Origin of the sequence: Pseudomonas californiensis (assembly GCF_021147775.1) — a bacterium.
GTDB classification, from domain to species: Bacteria; Pseudomonadota; Gammaproteobacteria; order Pseudomonadales; family Pseudomonadaceae; genus Aquipseudomonas; species Aquipseudomonas californiensis.
Window position 1 is genome coordinate 145,967 of record NZ_JAGTPK010000006.1, and the last position, 23,316, is coordinate 169,282.

General features: G+C 58.1%; 26 protein-coding genes. 9 read left to right on the forward strand and 17 right to left on the reverse strand.

Annotated features, from left to right (window positions below):
• Window positions 1-53: 53 nt before the first annotated feature.
• Complete coding sequence (locus KDX37_RS08015; protein ID WP_231652139.1) at window positions 54-1,013, reverse strand: sugar ABC transporter substrate-binding protein; 960 nt, start codon at window positions 1,011-1,013, stop codon at window positions 54-56.
• Between the two features lie 165 nt (window positions 1,014-1,178).
• Complete coding sequence (locus tag KDX37_RS08020; protein ID WP_231652140.1) at window positions 1,179-1,403, reverse strand: YgdI/YgdR family lipoprotein; 225 nt, start codon at window positions 1,401-1,403, stop codon at window positions 1,179-1,181.
• A 211-nt stretch (window positions 1,404-1,614) separates the two neighbouring features.
• On the opposite strand from KDX37_RS08020, the gene KDX37_RS08025 reads away from it, so the two are divergent.
• The 3 genes from KDX37_RS08025 (at window position 1,615) to KDX37_RS08035 (ending at window position 4,136) form a co-directional block, all read left to right on the forward strand.
• Window positions 1,615-1,815 (forward strand): DUF1654 domain-containing protein, encoded by a 201-nt coding sequence (locus tag KDX37_RS08025; protein WP_231652212.1) that lies wholly within the window; start codon window positions 1,615-1,617, stop codon window positions 1,813-1,815.
• A 229-nt stretch (window positions 1,816-2,044) separates the two neighbouring features.
• The gene (locus KDX37_RS08030; RefSeq protein ID WP_231652141.1) at window positions 2,045-3,100 is read left to right on the forward strand and encodes an endonuclease/exonuclease/phosphatase family protein; all 1,056 of its coding nucleotides are present in this window, start codon (window positions 2,045-2,047) and stop codon (window positions 3,098-3,100) included.
• A gap of 793 nt (window positions 3,101-3,893) precedes the next feature.
• Window positions 3,894-4,136: a DUF6555 family protein gene (locus KDX37_RS08035; protein WP_231652142.1), complete on the forward strand. Its 243-nt coding sequence runs from the start codon at window positions 3,894-3,896 to the stop codon at window positions 4,134-4,136.
• A gap of 84 nt (window positions 4,137-4,220) precedes the next feature.
• Here KDX37_RS08035 and map read toward each other — a convergent pair whose 3' ends face one another.
• From map to KDX37_RS08060, 5 genes are all read right to left on the reverse strand, one after another.
• Window positions 4,221-5,012: a type I methionyl aminopeptidase gene (gene map / locus KDX37_RS08040; RefSeq protein WP_231652143.1), complete on the reverse strand. Its 792-nt coding sequence runs from the start codon at window positions 5,010-5,012 to the stop codon at window positions 4,221-4,223.
• Window positions 5,009-5,251, reverse strand: coding sequence for a ParD-like family protein (locus KDX37_RS08045; protein WP_231652144.1), 243 nt, complete (start codon window positions 5,249-5,251; stop codon window positions 5,009-5,011). Before KDX37_RS08045 ends, map begins: the two co-directional genes overlap by 4 nt.
• An 82-nt stretch (window positions 5,252-5,333) precedes the next feature.
• Entirely contained in the window at window positions 5,334-5,660 is a 327-nt protein-coding gene (locus tag KDX37_RS08050; protein WP_231652145.1) for a helix-turn-helix domain-containing protein, read from the reverse strand.
• Window positions 5,661-5,732: 72 nt separating this feature from the next.
• A complete protein-coding gene (locus tag KDX37_RS08055; protein ID WP_231652146.1) occupies window positions 5,733-5,930 on the reverse strand; it encodes a hypothetical protein in 198 nt (65 codons plus the stop codon).
• Window positions 5,931-6,029: 99 nt separating this feature from the next.
• Window positions 6,030-7,061: an Ldh family oxidoreductase gene (locus KDX37_RS08060; RefSeq protein WP_231652147.1), complete on the reverse strand. Its 1,032-nt coding sequence runs from the start codon at window positions 7,059-7,061 to the stop codon at window positions 6,030-6,032.
• A 219-nt stretch (window positions 7,062-7,280) separates the two neighbouring features.
• Between KDX37_RS08060 and KDX37_RS08065 the strand changes: the two genes are divergently transcribed.
• Both KDX37_RS08065 and KDX37_RS08070 read left to right on the forward strand, forming a co-directional pair.
• Window positions 7,281-7,628: a FecR/PupR family sigma factor regulator gene (locus KDX37_RS08065; RefSeq protein WP_231652148.1), complete on the forward strand. Its 348-nt coding sequence runs from the start codon at window positions 7,281-7,283 to the stop codon at window positions 7,626-7,628.
• Window positions 7,629-7,954: 326 nt separating this feature from the next.
• Complete coding sequence (locus tag KDX37_RS08070; protein ID WP_231652149.1) at window positions 7,955-8,347, forward strand: Fe2+/Zn2+ uptake regulation protein; 393 nt, start codon at window positions 7,955-7,957, stop codon at window positions 8,345-8,347.
• A 47-nt stretch (window positions 8,348-8,394) separates the two neighbouring features.
• Here the strand turns inward: KDX37_RS08070 and KDX37_RS08075 are convergent, their stop codons facing one another.
• Window positions 8,395-8,583, reverse strand: coding sequence for a hypothetical protein (locus tag KDX37_RS08075; protein ID WP_231652150.1), 189 nt, complete (start codon window positions 8,581-8,583; stop codon window positions 8,395-8,397).
• Between the two features lie 234 nt (window positions 8,584-8,817).
• On the opposite strand from KDX37_RS08075, the gene KDX37_RS08080 reads away from it, so the two are divergent.
• The gene (locus KDX37_RS08080) at window positions 8,818-10,626 is read left to right on the forward strand and encodes a monovalent cation:proton antiporter-2 (CPA2) family protein (RefSeq protein WP_231652151.1); all 1,809 of its coding nucleotides are present in this window, start codon (window positions 8,818-8,820) and stop codon (window positions 10,624-10,626) included.
• A 1-nt stretch (window position 10,627) separates the two neighbouring features.
• On the opposite strand, the gene KDX37_RS08085 is transcribed toward KDX37_RS08080, so the two are convergent.
• From KDX37_RS08085 to moaB, 6 genes are all read right to left on the reverse strand, one after another.
• A complete protein-coding gene (locus KDX37_RS08085; RefSeq protein ID WP_231652152.1) occupies window positions 10,628-12,049 on the reverse strand; it encodes an efflux transporter outer membrane subunit in 1,422 nt (473 codons plus the stop codon).
• Entirely contained in the window at window positions 12,046-13,095 is a 1,050-nt protein-coding gene (locus KDX37_RS08090) for an HlyD family secretion protein (protein WP_406641753.1), read from the reverse strand. Before KDX37_RS08090 ends, KDX37_RS08085 begins: the two co-directional genes overlap by 4 nt.
• A gap of 28 nt (window positions 13,096-13,123) precedes the next feature.
• Window positions 13,124-14,668, reverse strand: coding sequence for an MFS transporter (locus KDX37_RS08095; RefSeq protein ID WP_231652154.1), 1,545 nt, complete (start codon window positions 14,666-14,668; stop codon window positions 13,124-13,126).
• A gap of 194 nt (window positions 14,669-14,862) precedes the next feature.
• On the reverse strand, window positions 14,863-15,789 hold the full coding sequence (locus KDX37_RS08100; protein ID WP_231652155.1) for a glycosyltransferase family 2 protein: 927 nt from the start codon (window positions 15,787-15,789) through the stop codon (window positions 14,863-14,865).
• An 88-nt stretch (window positions 15,790-15,877) separates the two neighbouring features.
• Window positions 15,878-17,089 (reverse strand): molybdopterin molybdotransferase MoeA, encoded by a 1,212-nt coding sequence (locus KDX37_RS08105; protein WP_231652156.1) that lies wholly within the window; start codon window positions 17,087-17,089, stop codon window positions 15,878-15,880.
• 4 nt (window positions 17,090-17,093) lie between these two features.
• Window positions 17,094-17,633, reverse strand: coding sequence for a molybdenum cofactor biosynthesis protein B (gene moaB / locus KDX37_RS08110; RefSeq protein WP_231652157.1), 540 nt, complete (start codon window positions 17,631-17,633; stop codon window positions 17,094-17,096).
• Window positions 17,634-17,709: 76 nt separating this feature from the next.
• Between moaB and mobA the strand changes: the two genes are divergently transcribed.
• Complete coding sequence (gene mobA, locus KDX37_RS08115; protein ID WP_231652158.1) at window positions 17,710-18,315, forward strand: molybdenum cofactor guanylyltransferase MobA; 606 nt, start codon at window positions 17,710-17,712, stop codon at window positions 18,313-18,315.
• Between the two features lie 72 nt (window positions 18,316-18,387).
• Window positions 18,388-18,606, forward strand: a complete 219-nt coding sequence (locus KDX37_RS08120) for a YgdI/YgdR family lipoprotein (RefSeq protein WP_231652159.1) — start codon at window positions 18,388-18,390, stop codon at window positions 18,604-18,606.
• Window positions 18,607-18,657: 51 nt separating this feature from the next.
• Here the strand turns inward: KDX37_RS08120 and KDX37_RS08125 are convergent, their stop codons facing one another.
• Entirely contained in the window at window positions 18,658-19,548 is an 891-nt protein-coding gene (locus tag KDX37_RS08125) for a pseudouridine synthase (protein ID WP_231652160.1), read from the reverse strand.
• A 184-nt stretch (window positions 19,549-19,732) separates the two neighbouring features.
• Between KDX37_RS08125 and KDX37_RS08130 the strand changes: the two genes are divergently transcribed.
• Entirely contained in the window at window positions 19,733-20,587 is an 855-nt protein-coding gene (locus KDX37_RS08130) for a shikimate dehydrogenase (protein WP_231652161.1), read from the forward strand.
• A gap of 3 nt (window positions 20,588-20,590) precedes the next feature.
• On the opposite strand, the gene KDX37_RS08135 is transcribed toward KDX37_RS08130, so the two are convergent.
• Window positions 20,591-21,292, reverse strand: coding sequence for a TetR/AcrR family transcriptional regulator (locus KDX37_RS08135; protein ID WP_231652162.1), 702 nt, complete (start codon window positions 21,290-21,292; stop codon window positions 20,591-20,593).
• 86 nt (window positions 21,293-21,378) lie between these two features.
• Window positions 21,379-23,286 (reverse strand): 3-dehydroshikimate dehydratase QuiC, encoded by a 1,908-nt coding sequence (gene quiC / locus KDX37_RS08140; protein WP_231652163.1) that lies wholly within the window; start codon window positions 23,284-23,286, stop codon window positions 21,379-21,381.
• Between the last annotated feature and the right edge of the window lie 30 nt (window positions 23,287-23,316).

Sequence of the window (23,316 nt, forward strand, 5' to 3'; positions counted from 1 at the left end):
ACATTTCTCCCAGCGTCCGCACCTCTGGCACGGACGCCTTTACTCAGCGTGGATCAGGGTTTGGTAACCAGCTCGACTGGCGTTTCGATCACGCCCTTGTCGTTGGTATCGACCTTCTCACCCTTGACCGCCTTGAGCGCTGCCTCGATACCGAAAACGGCTTGCTTGGCTGCGAACTGGTCGGCAGTGGCGAGCACTCGGCCATCCTTGAGCATTGGCTTGATGGCGTTGATGTTGTCGTAACCGACGACCATCACTTTGCCGGCCTTGCCAGCCGCACGTACTGCCGACACAGCGCCCAATGCCATGCTGTCATTGCCTGCCAGCAGTGCCTTGAGATCCGGATACTCGTTGAGCATGGCCGAGGCCACTGCGTTGCCCTTGTCGATTTCCCAGTTGCCGGACTGCACGGACACGACTTTCATCTGCGCACGGTCCATGGCGTCCTTGAAACCAGCGGTGCGCTGTTGGGCGTTGGTGGTGGTTGGCACACCTTCGATAATGCCGACCTGATCACCGGCCTTGAGCTGCTTGGCCAGATAATCGCCAACCTGACTCGCGCCCTTGCGGTTGTCAGGCCCTACGAACGGAATCTGCAGGCTTTTGCTTTTCAGTACATCGGCATCGAGCTGGTTGTCGATGTTGACGACTTTGATCCCGGCATCCGCAGCTTTTTTCAGCACCGGCACCAGCGCTTTGGAATCGGCAGGCGCAATGACCAGCGCGTCCACTTTGGACACGATCATCTGCTCGACAATACGGATCTGGTTGGCGGTGTCGGACTCATCCTTGATGCCGTTGGAGATCAGGTCAAATTCGTTGGCATGTTCTTTCTGATAAGCCTTTGCGCCGTCTTCCATGGTCAGGAAGAATTCGTTGGCGAGGGATTTCATCACCAGTGCGACCTTGGGTTTTTCAGGCGTCTGGGCATGCACAGCAGAGAGGGGAATGACTGCCGAGAGGGCAGAAAACATGGCGACAGCGAGAAGGCGTCCAGCAAATGGCAGCTTCATGAGTTCATCTCCGATCTTGTGATTATTGTTCGGGCGAACGACGCAGGGTCGGTCCAGAGAACCGACACGCAAACGTTTGCGAGAAACGAACTATGGGAAAAGCCGCGCGCTTTGTCAATCCACGAAAATGAAGTTCGCCCCAGTGCGCTATCCAGGCAGGGCTCCTTACTCCTCAGGCCTGACCGTAGCCACCTCATCAGCCTTGATGCGCACTTTCTTGCCCGAGATATCTTCGAACTCATAGAAGCCGTCCGCAGTACGGGTCTTGGGCGCGTCTTTGGTGATGTACTGCGTTCCGTTCTGCAACGTCACGACCGAGGGCGTCGAGCAGCCGGCCAGTGCAGCGGTTGCGGCGAGCAACAATGGGAAGGCCAATGATTTGATGTTCATGTGAACTCCTGAATGCAAGGTGCGATCCGGATCAGATCACGATTGCGGCGAATTGTTCTGCGCAACGACCTTTATCTTCAGGCGCGTCCCGCTTCTTCCTACATAGCTGTTGCGAAAAATCCGACACTGAAATACTGTACGCCCGTACAGCACAACCAGGGACTTTTTCGTGGCAAATCAACCAGCAGCTACACCCGGCACATACGAGCGTATGGGCGTCCGGGTACAGAAGATCATCAACTCGCCTACTGCGCAAAAAGCCAGGGCGGCGTTGCTTTTTCGTCTACCCGATGAGCTGGAAGACGACTGGGCTCAGTTGCTGGAAGAAATTGCAGAGAACGACAACGTCACGCTCGCCTGGCGCGACGACGGCGGCGTGCAGCTGTTCTGGACACTGCCCAAAGACGACTGAAGACGTGCTGTTGGCGCTGGCTAACGGCCAATCGAGTCGAGCACTGGGATGTCAGCTCCCTCGAAAACCGTCGCGCGACACGTCGTCGGTTCCAGCATGGGAACGCTGGTCGTCCGCCGCAAAACGCAACTCATTGATTAAAAAGCTTTAAATATCAAGCTTTCCATTTTTGCTGTCCGTTCGACGCCTGTATGTAGCGGCATGCCTTCGATTCAAGGAATACACACCCATGCTCAAGAACCTTTTGGCGGCGCTCGTGCTGCTGGTGACTTCGTGCGGCAATGCATTCGCAGACATCAATATTGGTACCTGGAACCTGGAGCACCTGAGTGTGCGCCCTACCAAAGACATGGCCAGCATCGCAAAAGTGGCCAAACATGTTGATTTCCTGGCGGTTCAGGAACTGATGAACGAAGAAGGTCTTCAGGCACTGGAAAGCGCACTTGAGCAGGCGACTGGCGAAAAATGGTCGTCGCTGGCTTCTCACTCCACCGGGCGCAGCAGCTACAAGGAGATGTACGGGTTTGTGTGGCGGGACAAGGCCGTCGCCTACGAAGATGGCGCGGTCACTTACCTGGATCGCGGCGACCGCTTCGAGCGAGAGCCCTTCTCTGCCCGATTCAGAAACCTCAAGGACAAGACCACCTTCGTGGCGGCAACCGTGCATATTCTGTATGGCAAATCTGCTGCCGACAGGACCAAAGAGATTGCCGTATTGGGTGATTACTGGGATTGGCTGAAAAGCGTGTACGACGGCAACACCAACATCATGCTGATGGGGGACTTCAACATGTCGCCTGACTCGCCCGCCTGGCAAAGTCTGGAGGTTGGCGCCAAGCCTTTGATCACCTCTGGCGCGTCGACCCTGTCCACGACCGATGGCAAGTTTGCGAACCTGTACGACAACATCTTCATCGCGAAAGCCGGCACGATTCAGGTCAACAAAGCAGGTGTTTTCGATTACCCCGGTTTTCTTGGCATTTCCCATGTCGAAGGACGAAAAAGCGTTTCGGATCATGCTCCGATCTTTCTCAACGCCACCATGGCGGGCAAGAACTCAGCTACGCCAGGCAAGCGTGTGAGCGCAACTCCTGTGGCGCCGTCAAACACTCAACTCGCCAGTAATGGCAGCGGCGGCAGCGTGCGAGGCAACAGCGCGTCCATGATCTATCATCGGCCGGACTGTCCTTCCTACGCTGCCGTGTCGAGCAAGAACCGGGTCGACTTCGACAGTGAAATCGCTGCACAGAATGCTCATTACCGAATTGCCAAAAACTGCAAGTGATCACGGCTTTGCCGTTGACGACTTGATATTGAGTTGAGCCCGCACATCACAAAAAGGGCTCAACCCACGTCGAACAGGTATAAATCCGGGCCATGTGTGTGTGTGTGCGGCGGTCGCCAGCCTGACTATCCGCTCGCCTCACCGCCTCCTACGTCACGGACCAGCCCAGGGGTCAGAGCCGGTGATTCAGCCGTTCTGTCCGGGTGATTCCGGTCCAGAAAACGGCGCAGCCCTTCGCTTGTTTCTGGCTGAAATATAGATCGGTTAAAGCACTCAGCCTCAATGCACAGCCTCTCGGGAAAAATGTGATCAATGCCAACTTTCGCGAACTCTGAGGCGACCGTGCCGCTCAGCGCGGCCCTGGTGGTGGTGGTGCTGCCAGCGAGCATCACGCTGCTCTCAGTACCTTTCCCGATATCCGACTCGAACTGATTGCCGAAACAACGCTACGTGACATGAATAGAGTACCGATGGCAAGTGGATCGGCTACCTGCTACATCAAGCGCCCTTGCACCTGAAAACAGTCTGCCCGAGCAATCAAGGCGCCAGCTGCAACACGCAAAAATGGCGCTCGGCCACTCATCGGACAGCTGTTCACGACTGCGCGGAACGGTGTGATGATTGGGCGGTAATTTCCCGAGACAGTAGTCCGATTACAGCTGCTTTCAGCGGTATCAGCCTGTAACGATCTCGAAATGAATCAGCGACTCAGCGATTGACCGATCAGTGTCGCCCAGTACCCTTCCGTACTCATTTTAAGACGGCGTATCGCTACGCTTTCAGGCAGATAACGATGAATAATCAAATGGAATTTGAGGTTCACTATCAGTTCAAGGGCGAAACCCGATGCTTTCTCTACAAGGCGCCGCAGTTTTGCCAAAGTGATGCTTTGCATTGCGCGATATTGCACGCTGGAGTGGGAGTGATCAGTGACTCTATTGCGGCTCGACCGATACGCATGGCGACGTTGCAGGCTCAGCATGCAGGCGTGACCGGCGTGCACTGGAGGCAATCTTCCCTGCCCGCTCAGGTGTAAAAAGTCATTCCTGCTGTTTGTCCACTCCAAAGAACGGCCTCTTATGAGGCCGTTTTTGCAAGCTCGCGATAAACCATAGTGGGTTCAGATGGCGGGATAATCGCCCGTCCCGTCAGGCCATGGGGTGAGCAGCTCAAAGCCGGTCGAGGTCACTGCCACCATGTGCTCCCACTGCGCCGAGAGTGACAGATCGCTGGTCAGGACAGTCCATCCATCCGGCAATGTCCTGGTGCCCGCCTTGCCCGCGTTGATCATAGGCTCAATGGTGAACACCATGCCCTCCTTCAACTTCAGCCCCTTGCCCTGCGCGCCGTAGTGCAACACCTGAGGCTCTTCGTGATACTTGCGGCCAATCCCATGCCCGCAGTACTCACGCACGACACTGAAACCTTCCCGGTGGGCCACGCTCTGGATCGCGTACCCCATATCACCCAGCGTCGCGCCGGGACGCACCGCGTGTATGCCAGCGCGCGTCGCTTCATATGTGGTGTCGACCAGTCGTTTGGCCAGCGGACTGACCTCACCTACCAGATACATTCGGCTGGTGTCGCCATACCAGCCATCCTTGATGACCGCTACGTCGATATTGACGATATCGCCTTCCTTGAGGATATCTGACGCCGAAGGAATGCCATGGCAAACCACCGCGTTTGGAGAAATGCAGGTCGTCTTGGTGAAGCCGTGATAGCCCACGTTGGCCGGGATCACCTTGAGCTCCTTGACGATGTATTCATTGCAGATATCATCCAGCGCTTCAGTGCTGACGCCAGCCTTGACGTAAGGCGTGATCATGGCAAGCACGTCCGCTGCCAGCCTTCCTGCGATTCGCAAATGAACCAGATCCTGCTCAGTCTTGATGCTGATAGCGCTGCTCATGAGGCGGCCTTCGTGAGTTCGGATACCGTAAAGGATTGAGTCGCCAAGGTGGCACCGCCAGCATCTTCCACGCGTATCAACATCTGGCAGATCTCGCTGTAATCAAGAGTCGGGTGCAGTTCGGCGAGCATGCCGATACGCATCCAGTGCTCTGCCTGCGCATTGATAGAGCGGCTGAGCGCCACGCTGGCGCTGCGCAAATTGCCGTGCATTTGTTCGGAGATTTTTACCAGGCCCATGATCCACCTCAACTTTAATATACGAAGCATATACGTTTCGTATACTCAAAATCAACGGTGTCGGCCGGCCTGGTGACCGTACTCAGCCGGAGCGCCTGCATAGAGAGAGCGCCAACTGACTGATCGTATGTTGATCGACTTCATTCAGCAGCCTGAACCGCTGGACGATTTCCCTCTCGCCCGGTGAGAGCGAGTCGAGCCCCACAGGCAGTCGGGTTCCGGACAATAAATAGAATATGTCGACCCCCTTTTCACCCAGCGCTACCAGATACGTGGAGCGCGGCGTGCGTTTGCCATGCTCATACTTGGCCTGGGCGTTTGCTTCCACTCCACCTATTTCTGCAAATTTTTGCTGAGAAAGCCCCATGGCACAGCGCTCTTCTCTCAAACGTGCGCCGAAATCGTTCATATGGATGCACCTGAGCAAAAGTCACATCCATTACGATACGCCCGATTACGCGCTTACGCAGGGTTATTACCATTACTCGGCAATACGATTCCCGCGGTATTCGCCGCCTGCCTGGGCAGCGGCGACTACCAGCGATACTTGGGCCTCATAAGCGTTGAACTGGCGCAGCGCCGCAGCAAGCGCAAGAAAATCCTCACGCTGCATCTCGTTCAGGGACGTAGATGCATGAAGCTGATGAGCGACCGGTTTTTGCGATGACTTCAAGGACATGACACACCTCTTTCTTCGATACTGTTCATGTATACAGTATTTAGATCGAGGCGCGGATGCAAGTCTGATCTCGACGAATGGTCGCCCAATTGTCAGCGGTCAGCCCTTTGCAAGCTCCCGCAAGCGCGTCAGGTCGCGCGCTGCAACAGGGATTCCATGGGCAAGGGATTTTGCACGTTCGACGTAGCGGCGGTCGCCGGGCATACGCTCCTGCCCTGCTCCCTGAAGCTGACGCATCAGCTCTTCGCTGCGCTGCGCAAACTGCTGCCCACTGCCTTTATCGGGATCAATGACGATCAATACCTGCCCCGTCCAGGGCGTCTGTGCGCCGGGGTGTTCAGCCCAACTGAACTCGAAAGAAAAATTTCCGCCGGTAAGCCCGGCTGCCAACAACTCGACCATCATCGACAACGCCGAACCTTTGTGGCCGCCAAATGGTAACAAGGCCCCACCCTTGAGGATCGCTGAAGGGTCGCATGTCGGCTGCCCGTTGCTGTCCACGCCCATCCCTTCGGGCAACAAGCGTCCTTCACGCGCTGCGATCTGCACATCGCCATGTGCAATGGCACTGGTCGCCAGGTCGAACACGATAGGTTCACCCTCAGCACGCGGTGCCGCAAAGGCGATGGGGTTAGTCCCGAAAAGCGGCTTTTGCGCGCCATGCGGCACGACGCAAGTCATGCTGTTGACCATGCTCAACGCCACCAGCCCTTGCTGCGCGAACGGTTCGACGTCCGGCCAGAGCGCAGCAAAGTGGTGTGAATTGCGAATTGCCAGAACAGCAATGCCAGCGCTGCGGGCCTTTTCGATGAGCAACGGCTTGGCGGCTGCCAGAGCTGGCTGAGCAAACCCTCTCGCAGCGTCTACCCTTACAAAGGCAGCTCCGACATCCTCAACGATTGGCACTGCTTTGCCATCGACCCAGCCGCTGGCCAACGATGACAGATAGCCCGGTATACGGAAGATCCCGTGGCTGTGCGAACCGTCGCGCTCGGCACTGGCGCAGTTTTCAGCCAGGGCTTTGGCCACGTCCGGTGATGTGCCGTGAGCCAGGAATATCTGCTCAAGCAGGTCTGATAGCTGCTGAAAGGAGATACTTTCAGCCGGGACGTCAGGCGGGGAGTCGTGCATCTAAAGCTCCGAAGTCATTGAAGAGCGCAAGCGCTGCGATCACAGCATCGGAGAATAGCGCTGCCAAGGGCACATAGAAACTCTCGTAGCACGCGTTCCCTTTGAGAGGGACTCGCTCACGTCGAGAAACATATCCGGATGATAGGCAATGGCCATCTCATGTTCTCTCCTGACAGGATCAAAGGGTAGAATGCGCGCACGGTACACACCGGAGAGCCCATGAACGTTCCTATTGCCAGCGAAGCAGAGCATGACCAGATCACCGAAGCCGCAGCGCATTGGTGCATGCGACTGCACGCTGAAGATTGCTCGCCCGCTGAAAAAAACCAGCTCGAACAATGGCTGAACGCCCATCCGCTGCACGCTGCCGAGTTTCAGGCAATGCAGGAAATCTGGGAACTCTCCGGGGAAGTGGAACCGGTAAACCCGCAGCCGTGCACAGCGAGAATCGTCAGCACACCGGAGCCTGAACCCTATCAGCGTCGTCGAACGTACAGTTGGGTCCACATAGCAGCCGCAGCTGCCTTTACAGCCCTGGCAGTCCGAATCGTGAGCTATATCGGCTGAATCGAGCTTGCTGCACAGGCAACACGATCGTTGTCGGGCCGCATAAAGACACGCTCGCTGACCATGGCCATCGAGGCGAGCTGAACCAGAAAGACAGACCAGCTCTGCCAAGGCACGTCCCGACCTCACTCAGAAATGATCGCTACACTGCGTGCTCTGGCGAAACTTTCGCAATCCAACTCTCTGTCAGCGCGGATCGAACTGGCGTTTCGCATGTAATGCACGGACGAATCAGGATTTATTTCCCTTCAGCCCTGAGATTTTGCGTCGCTCGTTCGTCTTATACAGGAGAGACCCGTTCAAAAGGCCTGAAAAGGAGGTTGCGCATGTTCAATCGTCAAGGAATCACTACCCGTACGATGCTCAGGCAGACGTCGATTGCTGCTCAGGCACAATCGTCTGCCACGGAGCCCGAGCGGCCCGGCAACGAACACATCAGATTACTGCTGAAAAGCTTTGGCCTGCGCACCAGCCTGGTCAGGCTCAAAGTGCTCGACGCGCTACTGGTCTCCAGCGAAAGCGGTCAATCACTTGGCGTTCGAGGCGTACACAGCCAACTTGTGAAACTTGATGTGCCGCTTTCATTTCTGAGCGTGCGCGAAGTGCTCAAACGATTGTGTGACGAAGGCGTTATCCACCTGAATGACGACAAGACCTACAGCCTGCACTCACGCGCGATCCAGTGGCTGGGTGAGTCAGGCAAAGGCCAGACTGAATAACCGGGTCATCATCGGAGTCAAGCGACAGCCTGTCGCTCATTGGAGGCTTAGCGCTTGACCTTGCGTCGCATGACCCCATTGAGAACGACCACCAGGACTGCAACGCTGATAGCGATGTACTGGAACGTCTTTTCAGTGATCGCACCAGTGTTCTGCAGGTGCGACAAGCCCAGCATGATTGCCAGAACAGACAGGGCGATCAGAATCGAATACATCAAACGCTGTTTGTTGGTCATAACGGTTTCCTGAGTTCTTCATGAGCGGCATCGGTGCTGCGCAAATGCGCGAACATCTTACGCTGATGCACCGCCGATGACATCGTCCCGTCTGCGTCAAACCCCTACCCTATGCGTCACTCATCAATCCTGTTGATGGTCGTCATGCCGGATTGAACGTTGTCGTGCAAAACTCACGTGTTTTAATGCCAGCCTGTTTCAAATCGTTTCCGGTCATTTTTCAAGGAGTTTCACATGCCCCACGAAGGCAGCCTGCTGCAGGTCGCAGTGGTATTTCTGTTAGCCGCCGTTCTGGCCGTTCCGCTGGCCAAACGCCTGAAACTGGGTGCCGTCATCGGCTATTTGTTCGCCGGAGTGATCATTGGCCCATCTGTGCTGGGGTTGATAGGAGATACGGAGAGTGTCAGCCATATCTCCGAACTTGGGGTGGTATTACTGCTGTTTATCATTGGCCTTGAGTTGTCGCCCAAACGCTTGTGGGTGATGCGCAAATCGGTGTTTGGCGTGGGCATGGCTCAAGTGCTGCTGACCGGGCTGGTAATTGGTGCTGTCGCTCTGCTGGTGTTTGGTCAGTCAATGAATACCGCAATTGTTCTGGGGCTCGGCCTGGCGCTGTCTTCCACCGCCTTTGGCCTGCAAAGCCTTGCAGAACGCAAGGAGCTGAACAGCCCACACGGGCGTATGGCGTTCGCTATTCTCTTGTTTCAGGACATCGCGGCCATTCCGCTGATTGCCCTGGTGCCCTTCCTTGCGGGCGCAGATCACACATCGGATACCCAGGACAGTGTTCACCATGGCTTGATGGTGTTGGGCAGCATCGCCATTGTAGTGGTCGGTGGCCGTTATCTGCTGCGTCCGGTGTTTCGCATTGTGGCCAAGACCCGCATTCAGGAAGTGTCCACGGCCACCGCCTTGCTCGTGGTCATAGGCACCGCCTGGCTGATGGAGCTAGTGGGTGTCTCGATGGCGCTCGGGGCGTTTCTTGCGGGCTTGCTGCTGGCTGACTCGGAATACAGACACGAGCTGGAGGCCCAGATCGAACCTTTCAAAGGCTTGCTGCTGGGCCTGTTTTTTATCAGTGTGGGGATGGGTGCGAACATCAGCCTGTTGTTCAGTGCACCGCTGGTCGTACTAGGGCTGACCGTACTGCTGATCGGTATCAAATTGCCGTTGCTGTTTGTCATTGGTCGTACCGCAGGCGGTCTCAACAGCCGCAGCGCTCTGCAACTCGGCCTGGTACTGGCCGCAGGAGGCGAGTTTGCATTCGTGGTGTTCAAGATAGGCAGTGCACAAGGTCTGTTCGACGCAGGCCTGTATGACATGCTGGTGCTGACCATCACCCTGTCGATGGCGATCACACCCCTGCTGTTCATTGCGTTGGCGCGTTGGATCAAACCCAAAGCCAAACCGGTCAACGTACCGGATGAGTACCGCGACATCCAGACCGACAAGCCGCGCGTGGTGATTGCCGGGATGGGCCGTATGGGTCAGATCGTGGCGCGAATCCTGCGGGCGCAGAAGATCCCGTTCATTGCGCTGGACACAGCCGTGGAGTCGATCGAGTTCTCCCGCAGCTTCGGCAATGTGCCGGTGTTTTACGGCGATCCGTTGCGCCCGGAAATCCTGCGCGCAGCCAAAGTGAATGAGGCAGAGTTTTTCATCATTGCGACCGACGACCCGGACACCAATATCAAAACCGCAGAGCTGATTCGCAAGTTGTATCCGCACATGAAAATCATCGCCCGCGCTCGCAACCGGCAGCACGTTCACCGGTTGATGGACGTTGGTGCTCACGCGGTGCGCGAAACTTTCTATTCAAGCCTGGAAATGTCGCGTCAGACGTTGATGGGGCTCGGCCTGAGTGAAACCCAGGCCAATGCACGAATCAGCCGCTTCAAGCGTCACGATGAACAAGTGCTGGCCGCGCAGCACGAAGTGTATGACGACGAGGCGAAGGTGCTGCAAACCGCCCGTGAAGCCAGGGCAGATCTCGCTCAGTTGTTCGAAGCGGACCGTCTGGACGAAGAGGCAGCCAGAACCTGACCTACCAGCTACCACCCAGGGACGTATACAGGCCCACAAGCGCCTGGGCCTGGGTGGTAGAACTTTGTACCCACTGCTCTTCGACGTCCAGCAATGTGCGCTGTACTGTAAGCACGTTGAGAAAGTCCACAACGCCTTCCACGTATTGAAGTTTGGCGGTATCCAGGGCAATACGGTTCTGTCTTACGGCCTCGTCCAGTTTGCGCTGTTGCAACTGGCTGGCGTTGTAAAGGCTCATGCTGTCATCGATTTCCTGCCAGGCTTGCAGCACCGTCTGTTGATACGCCAAAGCCGCTTCCTGACCCTGAGCCTCGCGCAGATTCAGCATGCCGCGCAGACGCCCGCCCTCAAATATCGGCAAACTCAATTGTGGGCCTATGCCGAATTGACGGGAGCCCCAGCTGCCAAAGTCGGCCAGTTGCAGGGCTTGAAAACCGACGTTGCCAGACAGCACGATTCGTGGATAGAAATCACCCTCGGCTACACCAATGCTCGCCGTTGCTGCATGCAGACGCGCCTCGGCGCGGCGAATGTCCGGACGGCGTTGCGCCAGCTCGGATGGCAGACCCACCGGCACGGTGGCAGGCAGCGCGATGGGCTGCGCCGATTTCTCAAGCTCGGCCTGCAATGCTCTCGGGGTCTGGGCAAGCAACAGCCCCAACGCGTTGATCAACTGGGCCTGACGTTGTTCGAGCACAGGCAAGCGTGACTCAACCGCAGCCACCTGCGCCGCCGCGCCGGCGACGTCCAGATTGGTGGCGACACCGCTGCCCTGCCTGACCTGCGACAGCTCGAGACTGTTGCGAGACAATTGCAGATTCTGCCGCGTCACTTTCAGTACAGCCTGCACACCACGCAGTTGCAGGTAGTCACGCGCCACCTCAGCCTGTAACGACAGAAGCGCTGCGCGCCGCTCGCTCTCCGCCACATCAACATTGGCATTCGCTGCTTCGACCTCGCGCTCGACGCGCCCCCACAGGTCCAGCTCCCAACTCGCCGTCAGACCGCCGTCCCACTGATTGAACGCGGCCCTGCCCTGATTGCCGGACGGATCACTCAAGCCTTCGGCGCTGTTGCGCTTGCGTCGATACGCTACATCACCCGAAACCCGAGGCAACTGCTCGCCGGTGACCACTTCTCGAGCTGCCTGACTTTGCGCCAACCGCGTGGCAGCGATTTTAACGCTGATGTTCGAAGCCGACGCATGATCAATCAATGATGACAGCTCGGCGTCCTTGAAGATGTCCCACCAACGCACACCGATAGGGGTGGTATTAACATGACTGACTGCCTGCTCTCCTCGAACAGGCAACCACTCCACTTCGTTGCCTTGAGGTCGTTGAAAGTCCTGCCCTACCTGACATCCCGACAACGCCGCTGCCAGGGCAAGGCACAGGCCACTCAACACTGACGCACGGTTCATAAAGCACCCGCACTCTGTTGACTGGATACCGCCTGCGTGTCGATGCTGGCTTCGACCGACATACCTGCGCGCAGGCGACTGGATAGCGGCTGCCCAGGGTCCAGCACAATTTTCACCGGAATACGCTGCACGACTTTGGTGAAGTTACCCGTGGCGTTGTCAGGACGAATGGCGGCAAAGGTCACACCTGTTGCCGGGGCGATACTTTGCACATGAGCGTTGAGGACTTCGCCCGGGTAGGTATCGACCCGTACTTCCACCTCCTGCCCCACGGAGACATGAGTCAACTGGTTTTCCTGAAAATTGGCCACCACATACGCCTGCTGCAATGGCACAACCGACAGCAGTTTGCTGCCGGGCACAACGAAGTTACCGACGCGCACCGCGCGCTCCCCAACCACGCCATCGACGGGTGCCTCGATGCGTGTGTAGGACACCTGCAAGCGGGCCTGATCCAGGGACGCCTGCGCATGCTTCAAGCCAGCTTCGGCGCTGTGCTGGCGGGCCGCCAGAATATCAACCTGCTTGCGTTCGGCCGCCAACGAGGCGTTGGCACTCGCGAGCTGCGCAGTGGCCGTATCGATGCGGTTACGCGCCTGTTGCGCGTTCTGTACCGTTCCCGCACCAGCGCCGGCCAGATGTTCATAACGATTACGCTCCTGCTCGGCAAACTTGACCGCAGCCTGGCTGGCGGTCAGCGCTGCCTGGGACTGGGCGATCACAGATACCTGGCGCTGCTGCAGGGCAATGATCTGCTCAAGCTCCGCCGCAGCAGACAGCACACCGGCTTCAGCAGAGGTCAGCGCAGTCTGCAGGTCTCGGTCATCGATCACCGCCAACAGCTGTCCAGCTTTGACAGTCTGATTGTCTTCCACCACTACTTCGCGGATGAACCCGGAAACCTTCGGCGCAACCACTGAATAATCTGCAGTAACGAAGGCGTCGTTGGTGGTCTGCCGGGTGCTGTCACTGGTCAGGAAATAAATGCCCAGGCCAGCGAGCACGATGGCACCGCCGCACACGGCCAGAATCTGTTTTGAGGTCATGCTCATGAACGGGTCTCGATAGGGGAATTCAATGCAGTGCCCGGGGCGGGTAAACCCGCGTTGGCATCAGGGGAATCAACAGAATCAGCGCGGCCGCAAGCCAGCCCATGCAGTAGTAGAGGTCAGCACTGGTCAGCACCACGACCTGCTCGTGCAGCCGATGCGCCAACGATGCGACCGTGTCTTCGGCGGCCAGCCAGGGTGAGTTGCCAAGGCGGTCCACCAGCGTGTTGGAATGAAAGTGCTGCCGTGAGGTGGTCAGTGCCTCGAGCACACCAGTGGCGACCACCGATGCCAGTCCACGGACAGTGTTGAACCACGACGACGCAAATGGCCCGTCGGGCGGCGCGATTCCGCCTGTCGCCTGCATCAGCAACGGCAACACGGCCATGGGCTGAGCAATGATTTGCAGCAGTTGAAGACCGTAGAAATTGTCGCGAATCCAGTCCGACGTCATCTGTGTGGCCAAGCCGCAGTAAAGCGCCAGCAGGCCAAGCCCGAACGCCAATACCCAACGGCAGTCGATCCAGCGAATATTGCACAGGGCCGCCACCAGCGGCAGCGCGATCAGTTGCGGCAACGCGACAATCAGCATCAGCGGCGCGGTCTGCAGTGGGCGATAGCCGTGCACCTGAGCCAGATAGGACGAAGGAATCGACGCCACGGCGGTCAGCACCACCAGCACGCCCCCAAGCGTCAGCAAGGCGTGCGACAGATTGCGGCTGCTCAACAGTTGCAGCTTGAAAAACGGCACCGGGGTGAACCACTCGTTGACCATGAATGCGATCATTGACAGCAGGCCACCGGCCAATAACCAGCAGATCAACGTGGACTCGAACCAGTCCAGACGATTGCCCTGCAAGATACCGATGACCAACGCCACGATTGCCGGCAGCCCCAGCAATACGCCACGCCAGTTGAACTGGCGAAACCGCTCAAGCCTGAGCGTGTCTTGCGGAATGCCGTGCGAGATAGCGATCATCGCCACCAGACAGGGCGGGATGACCTGCCAGAACGTCCACTGCCAACTGAAATGCTCGGTCCACAGCGCTGCCAGCGGTGTACCGAGACTGGGGCCGAAGGTGGCGGTCAGTGCATACCCTGCCAAGCCATAGAGTTTGATGCCGGGCGGCAAAAAGCGCAGCGCGACAGTCATCAACATCGGTGGCAGGCAACCTGCGGCCAGGCCTTGCAGGATGCGTAGCGCCAACAGGCTTTGATAGGTGGGCGCCAGCGGACATAACAGGCCGAGCACAATGAAGGCGGTGATAGCGCCGAGCGTGAAGCGACGCAGTGACAATGTCACAGCGAACCAGGGCGCGAAGGCCATCGCAGCTACCGAGGTTGCCGAATAGGCGGCGATCAGCCAACTGGCTTCATCGGCCCCAACGAACATCGCGCCGCGTATGTCGGCCATCGCGATGCGCGTCACGCCTTCATTGATGCCTGCAACCAGGACTGCCAGCAACACGCCCACCAGGCCGATGACCGTCTGCAGGCCGAATGCGGCCGGAACCGGGGCAGCGGCGGGAACAGTCTGCGGGGCTGGGCCCGAGGCGACGAGAGAAGACATAAGAGCGGATCCGGAACGAGAGGACCCTGCCATTTTAGAAACAGCGATGCATCAGGAAAATTTACATTTGGGCAGCGTATAAGTGCATGGGACGCACGAATGCACCTGAATGAATGACCTGAGCGTTCTGTATATCAAAACCTCACCCATACGCGAGCCCTACCGGATATCACTGCACCGGAGCGGCATCAGGCTCAGGCGTAAGGACTGTCCCAATAGCGTTTGTACATGCCGAGCTTTTTCTTGAGCCCTTTGGGCAGGTGCTTTTCCTGCTTGCTAAGTTTGTAGGCCACCAGCTTGAGTGCGTTGCGCATGAACGACATTGGCCACCACAGCAATCGCCTCGTGCCCAGAAATTTCAGTTCGGACTTCACGTAACGCATGCCTTCGCCGCCAACTCCACCAAACGTGTCGTAAATCCATGACTCGCGGGACTGAAACACGCCGATGTCAAAGTACCGACGGAACTCTTCGCGCAGGCTGTAGTTATGTGAATGACGACAGACGGCAGAGCCCTCATACACCACTTTCCAGCCCGCGATGAGCATTTTCGCAGTGACGTACATGTCTTCAGACAGGATCACATGCCGTGGAAAACCACCAATGGCCGCCAGCGCCTCGCCCCGATAAGCAGCGAACGAATTGGACATGAAAGGCGTCTTGATGCCCAGCGTTCCGGCGTCGTCCAGGGTCTTGATCTGCGAGGTCGGTGGATAGTTGAACAACCGCGCATGCTGCGCCAGCAGGCTGGCGTTCTTGTGCGGCAATTGACGCCCGCACACCGCACCTACCTTGGGGTCAGCGAACGGCAGCAGGATGTTGGCGATGGCCTCGATGTCTTCAACGTAGGCATCCTGCGTCATGTAGACGTAGACGTCGTAGTCAGGATTCAGGTCGACCATCATCTGACGGGTGCCGCCGTGATTGAAGTCCTTGCTGTCGATACGCATGACGTGGGCGCAGCGTGAGCGCGCCAGCTCCAGCGTGCCGTCAGATGAACTGGAGTCAACGATCAGGGTGTCGAACGTCGCGGTTTGCGTGGCCAGAGAGTCCAGCAGGCGCTCCAGGTCCTTACGTCCGTTGTAGGTCGGGATAACACAAGCCACTCTCAGTGACGCCATAACAACACTCCAGGGCGAAAACAGGTTGCCCGCTTGTCAGCGTTACTGAGGGTAGCTCATGCAGAATCAGCCGACCATTCGAATGCCGTCAACCCAGCACTTCGCTCAACGGGATGAAGTTGACCCAGTCACCTTCTGCCACGGTTGTGCCCTCTCGCACTTCAATCAAGCCGTCGGCCCAAGCAGCGCTGCGCAAAACGCCCGAACTCTGATTGCGATAGGCGACTGCCCTGCCCTGCTCCATACGACCGCGAAGGTATTCGCGACGATTCCCAGGACGGGTCCAGACAAAGCCTGCACGCACCGGAAATTGCAACGGCGCGACATCAATGACACCCTGACGGCGCAGCAGGTAAGCGCGTGCCAGCAGAGCGAAAGTCACCAGCGTGGAGGCGGGATTACCTGGCAGACCAATGACCGGTACGCCACGAAAATGCCCGAATGTCAGCGGCTTGCCGGGCTTGATTGCCAGTTTCCAGAGGGTCAGTTCGCCCTCTTCACGCAGGGCGTGCCCCAGAAAGTCAGCTTCGCCCACCGATACACCGCCGGTGGAAAGAATCAGATCGACGTCGTTCAGGCTCGCCAATGCCGCACGGGTCCGGGCCAGATCGTCCGGCAGGATACCGGCGTCCACCACCTCACATTGCAGGCGCTTCAACCAGCTGCACAGCAACACACGATTGCTGTTGTAAATCTGTCCCGGCCCCAGCGGCTGGCCCGGCTCGATCAACTCGTCACCCGTCGACAATACGGCGACCCGCACGCGGCGGATCACGTCCAGCTCGGCCAGACCCAGCGACGCCGCCAGTCCCAGTTCAATGGGACCCAGGCGGGTGCCTGCTGCCAGAACCGTATCGCCAGTACGGGTCTCCTGCCCCTGAGGGCGGATGTTCTGTTCAGGCTTCAGGGGCTCGGTGAACCGGACACGCTGATCAGCCAGCACCTCGGCGTTTTCCTGCATTTCAACGCAGTCAGCGCCCTCTGGCACCGGCGCGCCGGTAAAGATCCGGGCGCAGGTGCCAGGCGCCAGCGGCTCAGGCGCCTGCCCGGCAAATATGCGCTGGCTGACCGGCAAGGGCTCACCGGTCCAGTCCGACAAGCGCAGCGCGTACCCATCCATTGCGCTATTGGGCCAGGGCGGCAGGTCCAGGTTCGACACCAGGTCAACGGCCAGCACCCGACCTTCAGCCTCAGCCAGCGTAACGCGCTGCCGATCGGTAATGGGCGCAGCTTCCGCCATGGCCAGCAACCGGGCGATGGCGTCTTCGACAGGCAGCAGGGCTTTGGGCACCTTGTTCATGGGCTCAACCACGGGTCGCGCAGGGCTCGGCCTGCTTGAGGTGCGGCACGAAATTGCAGGGGCGGAAACGCGAATCCAGTTGCTGGGCGAGAATCCCGTCCCACGCCGTACGCACGGCATTGGTGGAGCCTGGCAGACAGCAGACCAGCGTGCCATTGGACAGCCCTGCCAGGGCGCGAGACTGAATGGTCGAGGTGCCGATATCCGGCACTGATATCTGCCGGAACAGCTCGCCAAAGCCATCGACCTGTTTGTCCAGCAGACAAGCGACTGCTTCAGGCGTGCTGTCACGGCCGGTAAAGCCCGTGCCGCCGGTGATCAACACCACTTGCACCTGGTCGTCGGCGATCCAGGTCGCAACCTGAGCGCGAATCTTGTACAGATCGTCCTTGAGCAGAACGCGTTCGATCAGGCCGTGGCCGGCTTCGCTCAGGCGGTCGACAAACATCTGGCCAGACGTATCGGTTTCACGGGTGCGGGTGTCGCTGACCGTCAATACAGCGATGTTCAGGGGTACAAAAGGTGTGTCAGCCTTGGCTTTCATGGCCTCTATCCGGTTGTTAAGGGAACAGGCCGGTGTTATATCACAGCACTCCTTTTCACCGCCCGTTGAGTCGTCCATGAATGCCAGTATCGCGTTGCCTCCCTGCTCTATTCTGCTGCTGGCAGGCGGCCGTGGTCAGCGTATGGGTGGCCGCGACAAGGGACTGATCGAATGGCAGGGCGAACCGATGATTCAACACCTGCATCGTCTGACGCGCCCGATGACCGATGACCTGATAATTTCCTGCAATCGCAACCTCGACCACTATGCGCGCTATGCCGATCGACTGGTTCAGGACGATGACAGCGACTTCAATGGTCCGCTGGCTGGCATCCGCGCTGCCTTGCCTTTGGCCCGACATGACTGGCTGCTGATTCTGCCGTGTGATGCGCCATTGATCGACGCAAAGCTGCTGGGCGCGTTACGCGAAAAAGCACTGGCGCACCCGGATCAACCCGTCATGGTGCGCGAAGGCGAACATTGGCAACCGCTTTTATGTATTATCCCCACCGTCCACGCTGCGTCGCTGGAAGCCTCATGGCAGAGCGGCGAACGCAGCCCAAGGCGGGCGATGGCCCCATTGCAACCGGTCGCCCTGCACCTTGAAAGCGACGATCCACGACTGGCCAACCTGAACACACCCTGTCTGTTGACGCAGATCAGCGCCAGACAAAGCAAGTGACTGGTCATTGAACTTGCTGCGGGTGTATACGTCTGAAGGTCAGTAATCAAGAATCCATCTGGAGACACAGTAATGAAACAACTTTCCGCTGCCTTTCTGCTTGCATTGAGCATCGCCTCCCTCGCTGGCTGCGCATCGCCCACTGTGATCACCTTGAATGATGGTCGCGAGATCCAGTCTGTCGACACTCCAAAGTACGATGAAGACTCTGGCTTCTACGAATTCAAACAGCTTGATGGCAAGCAAACGCGCATCAACAAGGACCAGGTACGTACCGTCAAGGATCTGTGATCCAGACGTTGTGTAACTGATACGAAAAACCCGCCAAGTGCGGGTTTTTTGTTACCAGTCCAGCGTCAATCTGCTGTAAAACTCACGCGCCTCGCCATTCAGCGGGTCAATAAAGCGCAAGCCTTTGGCAAGCAGTTTCAACGGCTGCTGATAATCGTCGACCGGATCCTTGAGCACTTCCGGGTAAAACGGGTCATTGCAAATCCCGGCGCCCAAGGCCGCCATGTGCACCCGCAACTGATGCTTCTTGCCTGTCACCGGATATAGCCCGTAACGCCACAGCGCCCCGTTACGCTCAAGCACTTCGATGCGGGTGTTCGTGTTATTGGCACCTGCGCCTTCCTGCATGCGAAAGAACGGTTCGCCTTCGACCAGACGACTTTCATGCACACGCGGAAATTCCAGGGTCGGCAACGCGGGTGCGATGGCTTCGTAAAATTTCTCGATACGGCGTGTCGGGAACAGGGCCTGATAAGCAGAGCGGCTCTGTTTGTTGGCCGAAAACAGCACCAGCCCAGCTGTGTGCCGATCGATGCGGTGCAGCGGCACCAGATCAGGATTGTCCAGACGATGGATCAGGCGGCGCAGCAACGTTTGCTCGACGTACTCGCCAGCGGGCGTCACGGGCAAAAAGTGCGGTTTGTCGGCCACCACCAGATGCTCATCGGCGTACAGAACTGTCTCGACCACCGGGATGGGCGTCTCGTTGGGCACTTCCCGAAAATAATGAATCTTCAAACCTTCACGATAAGCCAGGCCCGGCGATATGGCCTGACCGTCAGCGTCCAGCACCCGACCACGGGCGATACGGTCCAGCCATTGTTCACGGCTGATGGCCGTAAACTTCGCGCATAGACAGTCCAGCACCGTAGGCCAGGAGCCAGGCGGCAGGTACAGGGTGCTGGCCTGTTGTTGCGCAGCGCTGAATACAGATTCGGACATGCGGGAGCTCAAACTTTCATACGCCGGAGTCGGCGGGTCGGTGATTATCACTGATTGGGGCGATCACCGCACAACATCACTACGCCCGACCTCTCAGGGACTGCAGAACTTTTAACCGTCTGGTACATTTTGCTCGAAAGCTGCCCGTGAATGGGCATCGGCACAAAAACAAGAGACACACCCAATGAATCAAAGTGAACAGAAATCCGTACTCGCTGGCCTGATCGGCTCTGGCATTCAAGCCTCGCGCACCCCGGCGCTGCACGAGCACGAGGGCGATGCGCAAGGCATGCGCTACCTCTACCGTCTGATTGATATCGATGCACTGAAACTCGACATCAACGCCCTGCCCCATCTGCTCGAAAGCGCGCAACATTGCGGATTTACCGGGTTGAATATCACCTTTCCCTGCAAACAGGCCGTCATCCCGCTACTGGATGAACTTTCTGAAGAAGCACGCGGCATTGGCGCAGTGAACACTGTGGTGTTCAAGGACGGCAAACGCATCGGTCATAACACGGACTGCCTCGGGTTCGCCGAAGGTTTCCAGCGCGGTCTGGATAACGCATCTCGTCGGCATGTGGTGCAAATGGGCGCGGGTGGCGCGGGTGCCGCAGTGGCTCATGCACTGTTGAGCGCAGGTGTCGAGCAGCTGAGCGTGTTTGAAGTCGAACCGCTACGGGCCCAAGGACTGGTCGACAACCTCAACAATCACTTCGGCGCTGGCCGGGCTCGGGTCGGCCTCGATTTACCTGGCGCAGTGGCCGAAGCTGATGGCGTGGTCAACACCACGCCTGTGGGCATGACCAAACTGCCCGGTACGCCGTTGCCCGTAGAGCTCTTGCGCCCGGAGCTGTGGGTGGCGGAAATCATTTACTTTCCGCTGGAAACCGAACTGCTCAAACATGCCCGCGCGCTGGGTTGCCGCACGCTGGACGGTACTACCATGGCGGTCTTTCAGGCCGTGAAGGCTTTTGAGCTGTTCACCGGCCAGTCGGCTGATGCCGCACGCATGATGACGCACTTCCACGGCCTGTAGGCATCAGCACTTGAGGTAGCACATCACAGCGTCACAGATCATCGCCTTGTGACGCTGTCTGACCTCTTCGCTCCACAGCTCGATCTGGAAGATCTCACTGAAGGTGTGGCGGTTGGATATACGGTAGAAGCAGAACGAGCTGATCATCAGGTGCAGGTCCACCGGGTGCACGCCCTCGCGGAAGACCCCGCTGGACTCCCCGCGACGCAGAATGCTGTCCAGCGCCTGAATGATGGTCTGACTCTGCGCCTGAATCGAGTCGGACTGTTTGACGTTCTCGCCATAGTGAATGTTTTCGATGCACACGATGCGCACGAAATCGACATTGTTGTCGTGGTGATCGAAGGTGAACTCCACGACTCGCTGAATAGCGTCTACAGGCTCCAGTTCATTCAGATTAAGGTCTTTCTCGGTGTTGCGAATCGCACCGTAAAGCTTTTCCAGCACCTCGACATACAACTGTTCCTTGCTGCCGAAGTAATAATAAATCATCCGTTTGGAGGTTTTGGTGCGCTCGGCGATCGCGTCGACACGTGCACCTGAAAGCCCGTGAGCGACAAATTCGGCCACGGCGGCCTGCAGTATGTCTTCGCGAGTTTTTTCCGGATTATTCTTGCGACCTTTGGCGGGCAACTTGCCGGGCTCGGAGGGCGCAGGCTTCGACCTGGCGGATTCGAGGGCAACGGAGTCGTCAATTGTTTTCATTATTGGCTCATGACCACGGGTGAAGCGCCGAGTATGAAGCTGACAGTACAGAGAGGGAAGCTGCGGTTGCCCGCAGCCCCTTGCGGTCAGAGTCGCGCCTGGCGTACTGCCACACTGCGCGCCTTGGCCATCGCGGCAAGACGCACCGGCACGTTCGCCGCACCGTAGCCGCCGTATCCGTTCTTGCGCTGCAGGATCTCGAAGAAAAAGCGGCCATCGAACGCATCGGTGTAGACGTGGAACAGCTCGCCGCCCTGCGCATCGCGGTCATACAGGACGTTGTAGTAGGCCAGCTCACTGAGAAACTCGTCATCGAAATCGAAGCGTGCTGCCAGGTCGTCGTAATAGTTGAGCGGGATATCCAACAACGGTACGCCCGCCTCTTTGGCGCGGCTGACCTCAGCAAAAATGTCTTCGCAGGAAAAAGCGATGTGATGCACGCCTGAGCCGCGATAACTCGACAGTGCGTGGGAAATCGCCGTGTTGCGGTTCTCCGAAATATTCAGCGGCAGGCGTACGGTACTGCAACGACTGCGCAGCGCACGGCTTTTGACCAGACCGTAGGGATCGGGCAGCACCACTTCGTCATCCGCCTCGAAATCCAGAATGCTTTTGTAGAACAGCACCCAGCTGTCGAGGCTGTCGGCGGGCAGTGCTATCGCCATGTGATCGATACGCTGCAAGCCACCTTTGGCAGCCGCTTGCGGGTTGACGACAAAGTCACTGTCGTAGATCGAGCCGCCCGGGGCCACGTTATCGACCAGGTAGATCAGGCTGCCGTCGGGTGCCCGGACCGAGGGGATTTCCCGTTCGTTAGGCCCGACCAGACCGCGATAAGGCTGACCCTTGAACGCACGGGCGCGCTCCAGCGCCTGATGGCCGTCGTCCACTCGCAGGGCAGTGGCGCACAACGAAGGACCATGGGCCTCGAAAAAACTGTGCGCAAAGGAATACGGCTCGGCGTTCAACACGATCTTGATGTCGCCCTGCCCCAACAGGCTGACGGCCTTGGAGCGGTGCTGCCCCAGCCTGGCAAAGCCCAGCCGCTCCAGCCAGCCGGACAACCGGGCCGCATGGCTCTCGTCCACCGCGAATTCCAGAAACTCGACGCCGTTATAGGCGCTGGCAGGTGGCGGATTGAACAGGATTTGCGAAGCCAACGGTTCGGCTTCACGGGCCAGCAACTGGCGGGTCCGCTCTTCCAGATACAGCAGCGAGCGCAAACCGTCGGCTGCGTTGGCGCGGGTCGGAGCGGCCCGAAAGCCATCATTGAAGACTTCAAGCGATAGCGGCCCGGTATAGCCACTGCGCAGGATCGGCGCGAGGAAGCCGGCCAGGTCGAACTCGCCCTGGCCGGGGAAGCAGCGGAAATGGCGGCTCCACTCCAGCACATCCATGGCCAGGATTGGCGCATCGGCCATTTGTACGAAGAAAATCTTGTCGCCGGGGATCTGTGCAATAGCACTTGGATCACCCTTCAACGACAGGGTATGGAAGCTGTCGAGCAAAACGCCCAACGCCGGGTGATCGACCTGTCGCACCAGATTCCAGACCTGCTGCCAGGTATTGACATGCCGCCCCCACGCCAGCGCCTCGTAACCAATGCGCAGGTCGCGCGCACCGGCACGCTCTGCCAGCAGGCTCAGGTCATCGAGCAGAATATTTTCGTCGCCCACCGAATCGGCTGACGCATTACTGCAGACCAGCACCAGATCGGTACCGAGTTCCTGCATCAAGTCGAACTTGCGCTCAGCACGGTCAACGTTGCGCTGCAGGCGATCACGGCGACAGCCTTCGAAATCACGAAATGGCTGGAACAGGGTGATGGCAATCCCCAGGTCGGCGCACATCTGCCGGACATTGCGAGGGCTGCCGTCGTAATACAAAAGATCATTTTCGAAAATCTCGACACCATCAAAACCGGCAGCGGCGATGGCTTCGAGCTTTTCCGGCAGAGTACCGCTCAACGATACGGTGGCAATTGAACGCTGCATGCTTTTCAGCTCCTGGATGAACGCGACTTT

Bases quoted from the DNA above. Each gene is read 5' to 3' on its own strand.
- KDX37_RS08025 (WP_231652212.1), top strand. From the start codon at position 1,615: ATGGGCGTCCGGGTACAGAAGATCATCAACTCGCCTACTGCGCAAAAA.
- KDX37_RS08090 (WP_406641753.1), bottom strand. From the start codon at position 13,095: ATGACCTCAAAACAGATTCTGGCCGTGTGCGGCGGTGCCATCGTGCTC.
- KDX37_RS08015 (WP_231652139.1), bottom strand. From the start codon at position 1,013: ATGAAGCTGCCATTTGCTGGACGCCTTCTCGCTGTCGCCATGTTTTCT.
- KDX37_RS08035 (WP_231652142.1), top strand. From the start codon at position 3,894: ATGAATAATCAAATGGAATTTGAGGTTCACTATCAGTTCAAGGGCGAA.
- KDX37_RS08030 (WP_231652141.1), top strand. From the start codon at position 2,045: ATGCTCAAGAACCTTTTGGCGGCGCTCGTGCTGCTGGTGACTTCGTGC.
- KDX37_RS08125 (WP_231652160.1), bottom strand. From the start codon at position 19,548: ATGTCCGAATCTGTATTCAGCGCTGCGCAACAACAGGCCAGCACCCTG.
- moaB (WP_231652157.1), bottom strand. From the start codon at position 17,633: ATGAAAGCCAAGGCTGACACACCTTTTGTACCCCTGAACATCGCTGTA.
- KDX37_RS08075 (WP_231652150.1), bottom strand. From the start codon at position 8,583: ATGACCAACAAACAGCGTTTGATGTATTCGATTCTGATCGCCCTGTCT.
- KDX37_RS08065 (WP_231652148.1), top strand. From the start codon at position 7,281: ATGAACGTTCCTATTGCCAGCGAAGCAGAGCATGACCAGATCACCGAA.
- KDX37_RS08020 (WP_231652140.1), bottom strand. From the start codon at position 1,403: ATGAACATCAAATCATTGGCCTTCCCATTGTTGCTCGCCGCAACCGCT.
- KDX37_RS08085 (WP_231652152.1), bottom strand. From the start codon at position 12,049: ATGAACCGTGCGTCAGTGTTGAGTGGCCTGTGCCTTGCCCTGGCAGCG.
- KDX37_RS08055 (WP_231652146.1), bottom strand. From the start codon at position 5,930: ATGTCCTTGAAGTCATCGCAAAAACCGGTCGCTCATCAGCTTCATGCA.
- KDX37_RS08070 (WP_231652149.1), top strand. From the start codon at position 7,955: ATGTTCAATCGTCAAGGAATCACTACCCGTACGATGCTCAGGCAGACG.
- KDX37_RS08060 (WP_231652147.1), bottom strand. From the start codon at position 7,061: ATGCACGACTCCCCGCCTGACGTCCCGGCTGAAAGTATCTCCTTTCAG.
- KDX37_RS08135 (WP_231652162.1), bottom strand. From the start codon at position 21,292: ATGAAAACAATTGACGACTCCGTTGCCCTCGAATCCGCCAGGTCGAAG.
- KDX37_RS08100 (WP_231652155.1), bottom strand. From the start codon at position 15,789: ATGGCGTCACTGAGAGTGGCTTGTGTTATCCCGACCTACAACGGACGT.
- KDX37_RS08120 (WP_231652159.1), top strand. From the start codon at position 18,388: ATGAAACAACTTTCCGCTGCCTTTCTGCTTGCATTGAGCATCGCCTCC.
- KDX37_RS08130 (WP_231652161.1), top strand. From the start codon at position 19,733: ATGAATCAAAGTGAACAGAAATCCGTACTCGCTGGCCTGATCGGCTCT.
- KDX37_RS08105 (WP_231652156.1), bottom strand. From the start codon at position 17,089: ATGAACAAGGTGCCCAAAGCCCTGCTGCCTGTCGAAGACGCCATCGCC.
- map (WP_231652143.1), bottom strand. From the start codon at position 5,012: ATGAGCAGCGCTATCAGCATCAAGACTGAGCAGGATCTGGTTCATTTG.
- KDX37_RS08095 (WP_231652154.1), bottom strand. From the start codon at position 14,668: ATGTCTTCTCTCGTCGCCTCGGGCCCAGCCCCGCAGACTGTTCCCGCC.
- KDX37_RS08045 (WP_231652144.1), bottom strand. From the start codon at position 5,251: ATGGGCCTGGTAAAAATCTCCGAACAAATGCACGGCAATTTGCGCAGC.
- mobA (WP_231652158.1), top strand. From the start codon at position 17,710: ATGAATGCCAGTATCGCGTTGCCTCCCTGCTCTATTCTGCTGCTGGCA.
- KDX37_RS08080 (WP_231652151.1), top strand. From the start codon at position 8,818: ATGCCCCACGAAGGCAGCCTGCTGCAGGTCGCAGTGGTATTTCTGTTA.
- quiC (WP_231652163.1), bottom strand. From the start codon at position 23,286: ATGCAGCGTTCAATTGCCACCGTATCGTTGAGCGGTACTCTGCCGGAA.
- KDX37_RS08050 (WP_231652145.1), bottom strand. From the start codon at position 5,660: ATGAACGATTTCGGCGCACGTTTGAGAGAAGAGCGCTGTGCCATGGGG.